The following is a 13710-nucleotide window of genomic DNA, read 5'->3' as shown; positions in this document are numbered from 1 at the left end:
GCCGGGCCGGTCGCCCGGCCCGGTCAGGGTGTCGTGGCAGATCGAGCTGAGCCTCGCCTTATTTGGCGCCCACGTGCTCCAAGCCGTCGAGGCGCTGGCGCAGCATCTGGTCATAGTCGGCGGCCCGGGGCAGCAGGTCAGGGCGGGTGGCGATCAGCTTCTGCTCCAGATTGTTGCAGCCGGTCTTCAGCTCGTTGATCGCCCGGTCGATATCCTCGCGCTGGCTCTCCAGGGCGACGATGCGTTCCTTGAACTTGCGCAGGGACTTGGCCATCTGCGCCGCGCCGCCGTCGCCCAGGTCGTACAGGTCGAGGATTTCCCCGATCTCCGCCAGGGATAGACCCACCCGCTTGCCCTGCAGGATCAGCTTCAGTCGCGCGCGATCCTTGTAGGAATAGACCCGGTTCATCCCGTCACGGGCCGGGGTCAGAAGGCCCTTGTCCTCATAGAACCGCAGGGCGCGCGGGGTGCATTTGAACTCCAGGCAGAGCTGGCGGATCGTATAGGTGCGTTGGGGGCGGCGCAGGTCGGTGGGCATGTGTGGCGTCTCCGGGTGAGCCTGATTTTTGGCGGCTTACATCTTGCCGATGACGTTAAGTGGCATCTTACGTCAACGTCAAGGCAAGCCCCCTGCGCACGGGATAGGCGCCATGTCGCAGGCCTGTCGATTCCGACGACGGGCGTCTGGGGCGCGCGCCCTGCCTCAGCCCGCGACCAGATCGCCGGCCAGGGCCCTGTCGATGAGCTGCAGGGTCCGTTCGACCCCGAAGATCGCCACAAAGGAGCCAAAGCGCGGGCCCTGGCTCTGGCCGAGCAGGACCTCGTACAGGGCCGTGAACCAGGCCCGCAGGGGCTCAAAGCCGCCTGCCTTGCCGGCCTCGAACACCTCGTTCTGGATCGCCTCGGCATCAGCGCCCTCCGGCAGGGCCCGCAGGCGCGCAGCCAGATCCTCGATCGCCGCCCGCTCCTGGTCGGTGGGGGCGCGGAAGGTCTTCGCGGGCTTAACGAAGTCCTCGTAATAGTTGATCGCGTAGCCGGCGAGGCGATCCAGCAGAGGATGATCGGCCGGGGTCGCGCCGGGGATATACCGGCTGATGAAACCCCAGAGGATCTCCTTGGTCGAGGCGTTGGCCGCCGAGACCAGGTTCAGCATCAGAGCAAAGGAGATGGCCGCCCCTTCCGCCGGGGGCGCGCCCCGATGGACGTGCCAGACGGGGTTATCGATCTGCGGCTCGTTGGTGCCCTCGGCCTGCTTCCGGTTGAAGGCTTCCAGCTGCTGCAGGTACTCGTCCGTCGCCTTGGGGGCGACGTCGAAGTGCAGGCGTTTGGCCGACTTGGGAGACTGGAACATGTAATAGGCCAGGCTTTCCGGCGTGGCGTAGCGCAGCCACGCCTCCATCGAGAAGCCATTGCCCTTGGTCTTGGAGATCTTCTGGCCGCCCTCGTCGAGGAACAGCTCGTAGTTGAAGCCCTCGGGCGGGGCACCGCCCAGCACCTTGCAGACCTGGCTGGAGACCTTGACCGAGTCGATCAGGTCCTTGCCGGCCATCTCATAGTCGACGCCGAGGGCGACCCAGCGCAGGGCCCAGTCGGGCTTCCACTGCATCTTCACATGGCCTCCGGTGACCGGCACTTCGGTCAGCGTTCCGTCCTCGTCGGCGAAGACGATGGTCCCGCGGTCCACATGGCGCTCCAGGGTCGGGACCTGCAGCACCTTGCCGGTCCTGGGGCTCACCGGGAGAAAGGGGGAATAGGTGGCGCGGCGCTCTTCGCCGAGCGTCGGCAGCATGATCTTCTGGATGGCGTCGAACCGCTCGAGCGCGATCAGCAGGGTCGCGTCGAACCGGCCCGAGCGATAGGCCTGCGTGGACGACATGAATTCATAGTCGAAGCCAAAGCCGTCGAGGAAGGCGCGCAGGCGGGCATTGTTATGGGCCGCAAAGCTCTCATGGGTCTCGAACGGGTCGCGGACCACGCTGAGTGACTTTTCCAGGTCCTCGTGCAGCATCTCCTGGTTGGGCAGTCCCGGCGGCACCTTGCGCATCCCGTCCATGTCGTCGGAGAAGGCGATCAGCCGGGTGGGAATGGCGTCCTCGGTCAGCGCCCGGAAGGCGGTGCGCACCATGGTGGTCCTGGCCACCTCGCCGAAGGTGCCCACATGGGGCAGGCCGGACGGGCCATAGCCGGTCTCGAAGACCACCGGGCGCTGCAAGCCCTCGAGGGTGGCCACGGCCTCATCGGCCTTGCCGGCATTGATGAGCGTAACAGCCAGATCCCGCTCGGCGTCAGACAGCCGCAGGCGCAGGATCCGCGCCAGGAGGGCGCGGGCCTGCTCGAACGGCCAGCTCTTGGCCCCTTGGGCCGAATGTGAAAGTCCCTGAAGCATGGTCAGGCGGTAGCGCGCATGACCGCCTGCCTCAAGCGGCATTTGTCCGAGCAGATAAGGGTAGCGCGCCCCTCAGCCTTCGATGGGCATCTGGAAGTGGCCGCGGATGGCGGCGACCGGCTTGGCGCGGGCCTCCTGCCAGGCTTCCACATGGACGCTGGAGATCCGTCGGCCGGCCTTTTTGATCTCCGCCCGGGCATAGGTGTCCATGGCCCTTCCGGGGCGCAGATAGTCGATGGTCACATCTATGGTCTTGGCCGGCCTCGGGCCGCCGGAGATCACCGCCAGCTGGGCCAGCGCGGTCATCTCCATGAAGGCACCGAGCACGCCCCCGTGCAGGGCCGGCAGCAGGGTGTTGCCAATCAGGTGGGGAGAATAGGGCAGGATGGCCGTCATCTCGTCCCCGGCGAGTTCGGCCCGCATGCCGAGAAAGGCGATATAGGGGGTGCGCGCCAGGAAGGCGGCCAACCGCTCAGCCGGTGTGGTCTCGACACTCATGCGCCACCGCCGATCAGGGCGAAGGCCGCCTGCGCAGTGGCCACCGGATCCTCGGGATCGCCGTCATGGGCGAGCGCCCGGACAAAGGCGATGGTTCGGGTCAGCTTGTAGCAATGTCCGTCGGCCACCAGGTCGGCCTGGGGTTTGGCGGGCCGCATATAGTCGATGCGCAGGTCCAAGGTCCCTTGGGGCACGGCATTCGCCGCCCGGATCGCCAAGCCGCAGACATGGTCGAGCAGGGTGGTGACGACGCCCGAGGCGATGACGCCGGTCTCGGGGTCGCCCACCAGGTCGGCGCGCCAGGGCACCTGGATCGCGCCACGGGCCTCACTGATGGAGACAAACTGGAATCCCAGCGCCTCAGTCTGGGGCGTCCTGGTGACCATGTGCCGGGCCGCCGTCTCATCGAGGGACCCGGTCATGGCGGAGATGAAATTCGGCGGCTTGACCATCCTTGACGGGGTAACGGCTTGCCCTTGGGGCGGTCAATCAAAAGGGCGCGCCCCTTTCCTCTGGTGGGGCGACAGGGCGCTTTAGAACAGGGGCACGGTGTTGCTGTAGACGCCCACGGCGATGGCCAGGGCGGGGGTGGCGGCCAGGACGATGTTGGCAAGGGTCAGCAGGTTGGCGCGGATCATGGCGAGTCTCTCAGGTTTTGTGTGGGTGGATCGCGTCAGCCGCGTTCCGATGACCGCGTTATAGTTTTGCCCAGCTCAGAATACTCGTTAATTCTTAGTCATGAGCTCGATTTCATAATGTGAATACTATGTAATGAAATGAATGTTCGGTAATCTGGCGGCGCCGCCCGGGCGTCACCATCTGGAGGGGCGATGATCAAGCCGCAGGACCTGCTCTGCCCCCGTCCTGAGGGGCTCTATTGCCCGCCAGGGGATTTCTACATTGACCCCGTGCGGCCGGTGCCCCGGGCGGTGGTCACCCATGGCCATGCCGATCATGCCAGGGCGGGTCACGGCAGCGTGCTCGCGACGCCTGAGACCCTGGCCATCATGGGGGAGCGTTACGGCGCCGATTTTACCCAGACCCGCCAGTCAGCCGCCTATGGCGCGCCCGTCAGCCGGGACGCTGTGGAGGTGACCCTGGTTCCGGCCGGTCATGTCCTGGGATCGGCCCAGGCGGTGGTCCGCTGGAAGGGCCTGACCATGGTGGTGTCGGGGGACTACAAGCGCCGGCGCGACCCCACCTGCGCGGCCTTCGAGCCTGTGCTCTGCGATGTCTTCATCAGTGAAGCCACCTTTGGCCTGCCGGTGTTTCGCCATCCCGACGATGCCGGCGAGATCGCCCGCCTGCTGCGTTCGGTGGCCCAGTTCCCCCACCGCACCCACCTGGTTGGGGCCTATGCGCTCGGCAAGGCTCAGCGGATCATCCGCCTGCTGCGCGAGGCGGGATGGGACAAACCGATCTTTGTCCATGGCGCCCTGGAACGCCTCAACAGCCTCTATGAGGCGCACGGGGTCGAACTAGGCCCTCTGCTGCCCGCCACCACCGCGCATAAACAGGACTTCGAAGGTGCCATTGTCATCGGCCCGCCCTCGGCCCTGGTCGACCGCTGGGGGCGGCGGTTCAGTGATCCCGTCCTGGCCTTCGCCTCAGGCTGGATGCGGGTCCGCGCCCGGGCCCGCCAGCGTGGGGTAGAGCTGCCGCTGATCATCTCCGACCATGCCGACTGGGACGAGCTCACCGCCACGGTGGACGAAATCCGGCCGGGTGAGCTGTGGATCACCCATGGCCGTGAGGAGGCCCTGGCGCGCTGGTCCGAACTCCAGGGTATCCCCGCCCGGGCGCTGGCCCTGGTGGGCTATGAGGAAGAGGACGAGGCGTGAGCGCCGCCGGCTCAGATACAGGGAGGCAGGGTCAGAAGGCTGTCGTTCCACTGGCCCTGGGCATAGGCCCGCAGGTATTTGCCATTAGGGCCGTTAAGGACGCTGATCTCTGCCCGCTCGCCTCCTACCAGCAGATGAAAGGTGTCGCGCCGATCCTCGATGGCGGCGATCACCTCGGCCTTGCTGCGTTTCCAGCCATTTCCCCCCAGATGGGTGATCCCCTCATGGGGGTGCTTGCGGGGCTGTCGGGTGATGCAGGTGACACGGGCGTCGGCCATGGTCGAGGGCTCCCGGGCTTGGGCACCGCAGTCCGGTGCGGCGACCCTGGCTATAGCCCAACCATGGTCCCGCGCCAGCCTGGAGCACAGGTCTGATGCGCGCCTTCGCCGACCTGCTGGACCGCCTGTCCCTGACGGCCTCACGCAACGCCAAGCTCACCCTGGTGCGGGACTATCTGGCCACGGCACCGGATCCTGACCGGGGCTGGGCGCTGGCGGCGCTGACCGGTGAGCTGTCCTTCTCCGCCGCCAAGCCGGCCTTCATCCGCAAGGCGGTGGAAGGGCGGATGGATCAGGTCCTGTTCGCCTGGTCCTATGATTATGTGGGGGACTTGGCCGAGACCGTGGCCCTGGTCTGGCCTCTCCGCCCCGGGGCCAACCGGGAGCCTGCGCTGTCGGAGGTGGTGGACGCCCTGGCCGGCGCTGCCCGGCCCGAGGTCCAGCGGCTGATCGAGGGCTGGCTGGACGCCCTTCCTGATCCCACCGCCCGCTGGGCCTTGCTGAAGCTGCTCACTGGCGGCCTGCGGGTGGGGGTCTCTTCGCGCCTGGCCAAACAGGCCTGCGCTGACCTGGGCGGGGTGGCCATTGGCGAGGTGGAGGAGGTCTGGCACGCCCTGCAAGCCCCCTATGGAGATCTGTTTGCCTGGCTGGAGGGGCGAGGGCCGCGACCCTCCCCCAACGCCCCGGGTCGGTTCCGCCCGGTGATGCTGGCCCAGGCCCTCGATGAGGCCGTCGACGTCCCGCGGCTGGACCCCAGGGCCTATGCGGCCGAGTGGAAATGGGACGGAATCCGCATCCAGGCGGTCAGCGAAGGGGGCTTGAGGCGGCTCTACAGCCGCACCGGCGATGACATCTCAGCGGTGTTCCCCGATGTGGTGGCGGCACTGGACTTCGACGGTGCCCTGGACGGCGAGCTCCTGGTTCGCCGCGACGGCGGGGTCGCTCCCTTCGGGGATCTGCAGCAACGGCTGAATCGCAAGACCGTGACGGCGAAGATGCTTCAGGCCTATCCGGCGGTGATCCGCGCCTATGACATCCTGGCCCTGGACGGCGAGGACCTGCGGGCACTGACCTTCAGCGAACGCCGTTCCCGGCTGGAGGGTCTGGTGGCGCAGCTGTCTGATCGGCGTATCGACCTCTCCCCCCTGCAGCCCTTTGAGACCTGGGCGGAGCTGGCCGCCCTGCGGGCGGATCCTCCCGCCGGAGACCCACAGGTCGCCGAGGGTCTGATGCTGAAGCGTCTCACGTCGGTCTATGAGCCCGGCCGCCCCAAGGGGCCCTGGTTCAAGTGGAAGCGCGACCCGTTCCTGATCGATGCGGTGCTGATGTACGCCCAGCGGGGCCACGGCAAGCGCTCCAGCTTCTACTCCGACTACACCTTCGGAGTCTGGACTGCCGGGCCGGGGGGCGATCGGGTGCTGACCCCGGTGGGCAAGGCCTATTTCGGCTTCACCGACGCTGAGCTGAAGGCCATCGACAAGTTTGTCCGCGACAATACAGTCGAGCGCTTCGGCCCGGTCCGCGCGGTGCGGGCCGAACCCCAGGCGGGCCTGGTCTTCGAGGTGGCGTTTGAGGGCCTGCAGCGCTCCACGCGCCACAAGTCGGGCGTGGCCATGCGCTTTCCCCGTATCAGCCGCCTGCGGTGGGACAAGCCCCCGGGCGAGGCCGACGAGCTGTCCACCCTGGAGCGGATGCTGGACCAGTTGGCCCAGCCCTAGCCTGAGCCTGACGCCGGCCAGCCTCAGTCGGCGAAAACTGGAGCGCGCTTTTCCATATTGGCCATGACGCTCTCCTTCTGGTTCGGGGTGCCGATCACCGCCCCCTGCTCGGCGCTCTCGGCCAGCAGGATCTCATGTTGAGTGGCGGGGGTTTCGGCGAGCTCGATGAGCCGCTTGGCGCCGCGAATGGCGGTGGGGCTCTTGGCGGCGATCTCGGCGGCATAGGCCAGGGCCTCGGCCCGGGGGTCGGCGCACAGCCGGGTGGCGAACCCCAGCCGGTAGGCTTCCTCACCGTCGAAGATCCGGCCGGAATAGGTGAGGTCGCGGATGACATCGCCCCTGGCCAGATGACGCATCAGCACCAAACCGCCCATGTCGGGCACCAGGCCCCACTTGATCTCCATGACCGCCATGCGGGTATCGGGGGTGACGAAGCGCATGTCGGGCGCCAGGGCCAGCTGGAAGCCGCCACCGAACGCCACCCCGTGGATGGCGGCGATCACCGGAACCGGCTGCTCGCGCCAGACCATCACAGCCTGCTGGGCGCGGTTTGACCCCCCCGGTGTCCGCTGCGGGGTCAGGAGGGACTGGCCATCGGCGGTGTTGGCCCGGCGCTCGCCCGAGGCCATGGCCGCAAAGGAGCCCATGTCCAGACCCGCGCAGAAGGCGCGACCTTCGCCGGACAGAACCACCGCGCGGATGCCGGGCGTGGTCTTCAAGGCTTCGCCGGTCTCGATCAGGGCCGAGAACATGGCGTCGTCCAGGGCGTTCATCTTGTCGGTGCGGACCATGCGCACGTCAGCGACGCCGCCTGAGATCTCCACCGTCACCCGATCGTTCATGAGCATCCTCCCGCTGTCTCCCGGCTTCAGCGCCGGTGTCGGGGAAAGACTGTCACGGATCAGGCCGGCGGGCGATGGCGGATCAGGGCTTCCTGGGTCGCCGAGGCCACCAGCCGGCCCTGGCGGTCAAAGATCGAGCCCCGGTTGAAGCCCCGACCCCCAGAGGCCGACGGGCTGTCCTGCACATAGAGGTGCCAGTCCGAGAAATCGCTGGGGCGGTGGAACCACAGGGTGTGGTCGAGGCTGGCCACCTGCAACGCCCCATGGGGAACCGGGTGAGGCCGAAGGCTGGCGTCCAGCAGGCTCATGTCCGAGCCATAGGCCAGCGCGCATTGATTGACCGCCACGTCGGGGCCAACAGATTGCCGGGCCTTGAACCAGACATTGTAGAGCGGGGCCATGGGCTCGGTCTGGTTATGCCGCTGAGGATCGATGGGGCGCACCTCCACCGGCCAGTCCCGGTCCCGGGGGGGAAGCCCGTCGGCCTCGCGCAGCTGTTCCTCATTGAGCAGATCCTCAGGGGCGGGGACCACTGGTGCCTGGTCCTGGTGCTCGAAGCCGTCTTCCGGGACCTGGAACGAGGCGGCCAGGTTGAAGATCTGCTTGCCGTTCTGGATGGCGGTCACCCGGCGCACGGAAAAGGTGCCCCCGTCACGGGCCCTGTCCACCTGGAACAGGATCGGAATCGACGGGTCGCCCGGGCGTATGAAATAGGAATGCATCGAGTGGCATAGCCGGCCCTCGATGGTGCGATAGGCCGCCGTCAGGGCCTGGGCCACCACCTGGCCCCCATAGATCCGCCGACCTTCCCGGGCCGGGGTCAGGCCGCGATAGAGGTCCTGTTCGATCTGTTCGAGGTTGAGAATCTCAACCAGTTCGTTCTGCGTATCCGACATCAGAAGCGGGCCTCCGGCATGTCCTTCAGGCGGGGCAGGATCTTGTCCTTGTCCGAGGTGATCGCCTCAGCCGCATCCACCGGCCAGTCGATGGCCAGGTCCGGATCGTTCCAGATCACCCCGCCTTCGCACTCCGGCGCATAGAGGCCATCGACCTTGTAGAACAGCTCACAGTCGTCGGTGAGGGTGCAGTAGCCATGGGCAAAGCCCCGGGGAACCAGCAGCTGCTCGCCGCCCTCGGCCGTGAGCTTGGCACCAACCCACTGGCCAAAGGTGGCCGATCCGGCGCGCACGTCCACGGCGACGTCATAGATCGCCCCGCGCAGGACCCGGACCAGCTTGGCCTGGGGGTGAGGGGCGGTCTGGAAATGCAGGCCACGTACCGTGCCCTTTTTGGCATTGAAGGCCTGGTTGTCCTGAACGAAATCGCAGGTCACCCCGGCCTCGCCTAGGGTCCGCCGGCTCCAGGTCTCGGCAAACCAGCCCCGGGCATCGCCATGGCGCTTGGGCGTGATAAGCAGAACCTCGGGCAGGGAGAGCGGCGTGATGGCGGTCATGGAACTCTGCGAGTCGATGTGGGAGCGCGCCTTCGCATGAACGAGCCGACCGGCGAAGACAAGGCGCCCCCGTCGCTTAGCGTGGTCATCGTCGCCTATAACAGTGCCGAAAGCCTGCCGGCTTGCGTTAAAGCCCTGGCGGGGCAGAGCTTCACAGACTTCGAACTGCTGATCGTCAATAACGCCTCGCCGCAGGGGGAAGCCCATGGGGCGGCGCGGGGTCATCCCTTTGCCCGGGTGATTGAGGCGGGGGCCAATCTCGGCTTCGCCGCCGGGGTCAATCTGGGGGCCCAGGCCGCCCGGGGCCGCTGGCTGGTCCTGCTCAATCCCGACGCCTATCCTGACCCCGACTGGCTGGAACAGCTGACGGCGGCGGCCGCCCGCCATCCCAAGGTCCGCGCCTTCACCTCCCGCCAGGTGATGGCCCATGACCGCACGCTGCTGGATGGGCTGGGGGATGTCATGTCCGGGCCGGCCATCCCCTATCGCGGGGGCTATCTCAACCCCGATCTCGGTGATGCGCCGGAGGGTGAAGTGTTCTCCCCTTGCGGTGCGGCGATGATGGTCGACCTCGCCCTGTTCCGGGCCATGGGGGGACTGGAGGAGCGTTTCTTCTGCTATTGCGAGGACGTGGACTTTGGCTATCGGCTACAGCTGGCCGGGGAGCCGACCCTGCTGGTCCCCGCCGCGGTGGTGGCCCATGAGGGCTCGGCCACCTCAGGGGGCCCAAAGTCGGACTTCGCGGTCTTTCACGGGGTGCGCAACCGCTTCTGGGTGCTGATCCAGGACACCCCGGGTCTGCTCCTGCCCCTGGTTTTGCCCCTGCACCTGCTGGCGTTTGCGGTGATCAGCCTGCGACCGCAGAACCGTCCGTTGCTGGGGGTCACCTGGCGGGGATTCAAGGCCGCGCTGGCGGGTCTGGGTCCGGTCTGGAACCGCCGCCGCGTGATCCAGAAGGGCCGCAAGGCCTCCGCCCTTCAGATCGCCCGGGCCATGACCTGGGACCCGAGGGACCTCTCGGGCCGGCGGGCCGTCATTCGCCCGCTGCGGCCCAGTCGACGAGGCGCGCCATGAACGCCCCGCCCCGCTCCATCTGAGAGACTTCCACGAATTCGTCGGGTTGATGGGCCTGGTCGATAGAACCGGGGCCACAGATCACGGTGGAGAAGCCCGCCTCCTGGAACTGACCGGCCTCGGCGGCGAAGGCCACCACCCGGGAGGGCCCATTGTCCCCCGCCAGCCGCCGGGCGAAGGCCTCGGCGACCCCCTGGTTTTCCGGCGCCAGGGGCGGGGTATGGGACCGCTGCGCCACCTCGACCCCGGCGTCGGGGAACCGCGCCTTGAGCTCAGCGTCCATCGCCGCGCACCGGGCAAAGAATGGGGCGAGCACCGCCTGGGGGTTCAGCCCCGGCGGACTGCGCAGGTCGAACAGGAAGACACATTCCCGGGCGAGGATGTTCACCGCCGTGCCGCCATTCACCTGGCCGACGGTCAGGGTGGCGTGCCTGGGCGTGAAGGGCGAGGCCGGATCGGCGTCCCGCTCCAGCTCCTCGGCCAGGTCGCACAGCATCCCCATCAGCCGGATGGCGACCATATTGGCCGAGGCGCCCAGCTGGGTCTGGCTGGAATGGGCCTCATGGCCGCGCACGGTGACCCGGAAGGTGTCGATGCCCTTGTGGCCGCTGACCGCCTCCATGTTGGTGGGCTCCCCCACCACCACCAGCGACGGCCTGGGCAGTTCGCGGGCAATGATGCGGATCATGTCCGGGGCGCCGATACAGCCCACCTCCTCGTCATAGGAGAAGGCCAGGTGCACCGGCTTCTTGGGGGCGGCGGCCAGGAGGTCGGGGACCGCGGCCAGGGACAGGGCCAGGAAGCCCTTCATGTCACAGGTTCCCCGGCCATAGAGCCGTCCGTCCCGCGCCGTCACCTGGAACGGATCAGAGCTCCAGGGCTGGCCATCCACGGGCACCACGTCGGTATGACCTGACAACACCACCCCGCCGGCCAGGTTCGGACCGATGGTGGCGATCAGATTGGACTTGGTGCCTTCGGCATTGGGCACCCGGCGGTGGGGCACCCCATGACCGTCGAGATAGGCCTCGACCCATTCGATCAGAGCCAGGTTGGACAGCCGTGAGGTGGTGTCGAAGGCCACCAGCCGCTCAAGGATCTCAAGGGCGCGGGGGGTCAGCGTTTGGGATGACATGAACCTAGCCTAGACCGACGCGCGTCATGGCTCCAGTCGGGATGCGCAAGTCAGAAGACTGCCCAAAATGGGGACCAAACATGCCCACCTTGCACCAATTTTGGCGGCCAATCGGTCGATTTCACACACAGTTAAGTTCGATTCCGCATCAACAGGTGTCCTGAAGTCCTTCCTCAGGTCTTTGTTCAGAGTTCCATCCATGACCTTTAAGTCCACCTGTGAGCCCCGATGGGTCGATGTGGCGAGGTTTCGCAAGCGCGACACCCGCGTCATCCTGCCCCTGACGCTCCTGGCGGCGGGGGGAAGCTTAGTGTGGCTGGACCTGACCTTTTCCGTCGCCTGGGCGGGGGTCATGCTGGGCTTGCTGCTGGCCAACCATATTGTCTGCAGTCGGCTGCTCGCCGGTCCTGTCCCCGGCCCCAGGGCGGAAACGACCCTGGCCCTTTTTACCTTGGTCAAGACCCTGGGCTACGGCACCATGCCGCTGGCCCTCCTGTTGACCGGAGACGAGACCGCTTCAGTGGCTGCCATGGCCATGGTCGGCGCGGTCGCCCTGAGCGCCGCCGCCGAGCTGCCAGCTTCCCGGCTGATCAGTGGGTCGGCCCTGGCCGCCATTGGGGTCGTGACGGCGGCAGGTCTGCTGTTTAGCGAGCATCATAGTTCATGGCTGCAGGTCCTTGTCGCCGCGATCGCCGTGATCAGCATGTTCGCCTATGTGCTTGAAGCCGCCTTGCACCGGGAGGCCATTGAACATGCCCTGGCCGACGCCCGGGATCAGGCCCTGGCCCAGGAACGGGTGGCCGAGGCGGCCAATGCCGCCAAGAGCGCCTTCCTGGCCAATATCAGTCATGAGATCCGCACCCCCCTGAACGGCGTGCTGGGCATGAGCCAGGTGATGGCTCGCGACACCCTGACCCTGCCGCAGCGGGAGCGCCTGGAGGTGATCTCGGAGTCTGGGGAGGCCCTGCTTGCCCTGCTGAACAATGTCCTGGACCTGTCGAAGATCGAGGCCGGCCAGATGGCGGTGGAGGCGGTCCCCTTCGAGCTGGAAGACATACTGGGGTCTACCCAGGCCACCTTCGCCCCCTTGGCCGAGGCCAGAGGGGTCGGGCTGGAGCTGGTGTTGGACGAGGGCGTCCGAGGACGGTTTCAGGGAGACCCCAACCGACTTCGCCAGGTGATCTTCAATCTGGTGTCCAATGCAGTGAAATTCACCGACCAGGGTCAGATCACCCTGGGTGCCGCCATGGACCCGGCCGGCCTGCGCCTTTGGGTCGAAGATACCGGCCCAGGAATGACCCCGGACGAGATCAAGGGTCTGTTTGTCCGGTTTGCCCAGCTGGACCCCTCGACCTCTCGGCGCCATGGGGGGACTGGCCTCGGTCTAGCCATTTCCCGCGAGCTCTGTGCTCTCATGGGCGGGAGTCTGGAGGTGTCGAGCACACCGGGAGAAGGGTCGATCTTCACTCTGTCCATTCCCCTGATCCGCATTGGCGATAGCGCCCCCCGCCTAGAACCCGGTCCTGAGGTGCCGCAAGGGGATATGTCGAGGCTGAGGGTCCTTGTGGCGGAGGACGGGGCCGTCAACCAGATTGTCCTGCGCGCCTTTCTCGGTCCCCTGGGCATTGAGCCGGTCATGGTCGAGGATGGTGCTGCCGCCGTCAGCGCCTGGGAGAGCGGAGACTGGGATTTGATCCTGATGGATGTGCGCATGCCGGTCATGGACGGTATCGCCGCCACCACGGCGATCCGCGCGCGCGAGCGCGCCTCAGGTCGCCGCCGCACCCGGATCCTGGGGGTCTCTGCCGACGCCATGGCCCACCAGGTGGATGCGCTCCTGGCCGTGGGTATGGACGGACATGTGAGCAAGCCCATCGAGGTCCGCCGGCTTTATGAGGCCCTTGATTCAGCGATGGCCGGGGTCGACGCAGCCCCGGTGAGGTCGGCCTGACCCGGTCCGGCCCAATGACGTGACCCCGCCGGCGAGCCGGTGTCGGGATCAGCCCTGTCCGACCCGACCTGGCCCGGGCAGCACATCGATCAATTCGATGCGGAAGATCAGCACGCTGTTGGGCGGGATGGGCCCCTGCCCGGTTTCGCCATAGCCCATCTCCGGGGGGACGGTGATGATCCACTCGTCCCCGGGCCGCATCAGAGGCAGCACTTCGAGCCAGGCCGAGATCAGGCCAGACAGGGGCATGGCGGCCGGCACCCCGCGCTCATAGGAAGAATCGAACACCTCGCCGGTGGCGAGCTTACCCTCGTAATGAACCTTGACCTCGTCGGCCCGGGTCGGCTTCAGCCCCTCGGGCGGGCCTGAACGCACCACCTCGTATTGGACCCCCGACGGCAGGGTCTCGACGCCTTTCCGCTTGGCGTTGGCTTCCATGAACGCCTTGGCCTCGGTGGCCGTCTCGCCCCCCTGCGGGGAACAGGCGACCAGGGCCAGGGCTGCAGCCAGGGCGACGAGCGGGGCGAACATTTT

General features: G+C 67.1%; 14 protein-coding genes. 4 read left to right on the top strand and 10 right to left on the bottom strand.

Features of this window, described 5'->3' with window-relative positions; genetic code table 11:
- Positions 1–58 precede the first annotated feature (58 nt).
- The 4 genes from MH112_RS04275 to MH112_RS04260 all read right to left on the bottom strand — a co-directional run bounded on the left by MH112_RS04275 (position 59) and on the right by MH112_RS04260 (position 3306).
- Complete coding sequence (locus tag MH112_RS04275) at positions 59–538, bottom strand: MerR family DNA-binding transcriptional regulator (protein WP_296564351.1); 480 nt, start codon at positions 536–538, stop codon at positions 59–61.
- Positions 539–703: 165 nt separating this feature from the next.
- On the bottom strand, positions 704–2386 hold the full coding sequence (locus MH112_RS04270; protein WP_296564605.1) for a lysine--tRNA ligase: 1683 nt from the start codon (positions 2384–2386) through the stop codon (positions 704–706).
- 72 nt (positions 2387–2458) lie between these two features.
- On the bottom strand, positions 2459–2884 hold the full coding sequence (locus MH112_RS04265; RefSeq protein ID WP_296564349.1) for a PaaI family thioesterase: 426 nt from the start codon (positions 2882–2884) through the stop codon (positions 2459–2461).
- Positions 2881–3306 carry a PaaI family thioesterase gene (locus MH112_RS04260; RefSeq protein WP_296564346.1) on the bottom strand — a complete coding sequence of 142 codons (426 nt, stop codon included), beginning with the start codon at positions 3304–3306 and terminating at the stop codon, positions 2881–2883. Before MH112_RS04260 ends, MH112_RS04265 begins: the two co-directional genes overlap by 4 nt.
- Positions 3307–3714: 408 nt before the next feature.
- On the opposite strand from MH112_RS04260, the gene MH112_RS04255 reads away from it, so the two are divergent.
- Complete coding sequence (locus tag MH112_RS04255) at positions 3715–4725, top strand: ligase-associated DNA damage response exonuclease (protein WP_296564343.1); 1011 nt, start codon at positions 3715–3717, stop codon at positions 4723–4725.
- A gap of 11 nt (positions 4726–4736) precedes the next feature.
- Here the strand turns inward: MH112_RS04255 and MH112_RS04250 are convergent, their stop codons facing one another.
- A complete protein-coding gene (locus MH112_RS04250) occupies positions 4737–5003 on the bottom strand; it encodes a DUF3892 domain-containing protein (RefSeq protein WP_296564340.1) in 267 nt (88 codons plus the stop codon).
- Between the two features lie 95 nt (positions 5004–5098).
- On the opposite strand from MH112_RS04250, the gene MH112_RS04245 reads away from it, so the two are divergent.
- On the top strand, positions 5099–6721 hold the full coding sequence (locus tag MH112_RS04245) for a cisplatin damage response ATP-dependent DNA ligase (RefSeq protein ID WP_296564337.1): 1623 nt from the start codon (positions 5099–5101) through the stop codon (positions 6719–6721).
- Positions 6722–6744: 23 nt separating this feature from the next.
- On the opposite strand, the gene MH112_RS04240 is transcribed toward MH112_RS04245, so the two are convergent.
- The 3 genes from MH112_RS04240 to rfbC are packed head-to-tail and all read right to left on the bottom strand — an operon-like array spanning position 6745 to position 9016.
- Entirely contained in the window at positions 6745–7563 is an 819-nt protein-coding gene (locus tag MH112_RS04240; RefSeq protein WP_296564334.1) for a crotonase/enoyl-CoA hydratase family protein, read from the bottom strand.
- Positions 7564–7622: 59 nt separating this feature from the next.
- A complete protein-coding gene (locus tag MH112_RS04235) occupies positions 7623–8459 on the bottom strand; it encodes an acyl-CoA thioesterase II (protein WP_296564333.1) in 837 nt (278 codons plus the stop codon).
- Positions 8459–9016, bottom strand: a complete 558-nt coding sequence (gene rfbC, locus MH112_RS04230) for a dTDP-4-dehydrorhamnose 3,5-epimerase (RefSeq protein ID WP_296564329.1) — start codon at positions 9014–9016, stop codon at positions 8459–8461. Before rfbC ends, MH112_RS04235 begins: the two co-directional genes overlap by 1 nt.
- A gap of 36 nt (positions 9017–9052) precedes the next feature.
- Here rfbC and MH112_RS04225 point away from each other — a divergent pair, with 36 nt between their 5' ends.
- Positions 9053–10090 carry a glycosyltransferase family 2 protein gene (locus MH112_RS04225; RefSeq protein ID WP_296564326.1) on the top strand — a complete coding sequence of 346 codons (1038 nt, stop codon included), beginning with the start codon at positions 9053–9055 and terminating at the stop codon, positions 10088–10090.
- Here the strand turns inward: MH112_RS04225 and argE are convergent.
- Positions 10050–11225, bottom strand: coding sequence for an acetylornithine deacetylase (gene argE, locus MH112_RS04220; protein WP_296564324.1), 1176 nt, complete (start codon positions 11223–11225; stop codon positions 10050–10052). The genes MH112_RS04225 and argE overlap by 41 nt on opposite strands.
- 199 nt (positions 11226–11424) lie before the next feature.
- On the opposite strand from argE, the gene MH112_RS04215 reads away from it, so the two are divergent.
- Positions 11425–13176, top strand: a complete 1752-nt coding sequence (locus tag MH112_RS04215) for an ATP-binding protein (RefSeq protein ID WP_296564322.1) — start codon at positions 11425–11427, stop codon at positions 13174–13176.
- Positions 13177–13224: 48 nt separating this feature from the next.
- Here the strand turns inward: MH112_RS04215 and MH112_RS04210 are convergent, their stop codons facing one another.
- Positions 13225–13707 carry an FKBP-type peptidyl-prolyl cis-trans isomerase gene (locus tag MH112_RS04210; RefSeq protein WP_296564319.1) on the bottom strand — a complete coding sequence of 161 codons (483 nt, stop codon included), beginning with the start codon at positions 13705–13707 and terminating at the stop codon, positions 13225–13227.
- Positions 13708–13710 lie beyond the last annotated feature (3 nt).

Source organism: Phenylobacterium sp. (assembly GCF_022402485.1).
Classification (GTDB): Bacteria; Pseudomonadota; Alphaproteobacteria; order Caulobacterales; family Caulobacteraceae; genus Phenylobacterium.
This window is presented reverse-complemented; position numbering and strand designations above follow the sequence as displayed.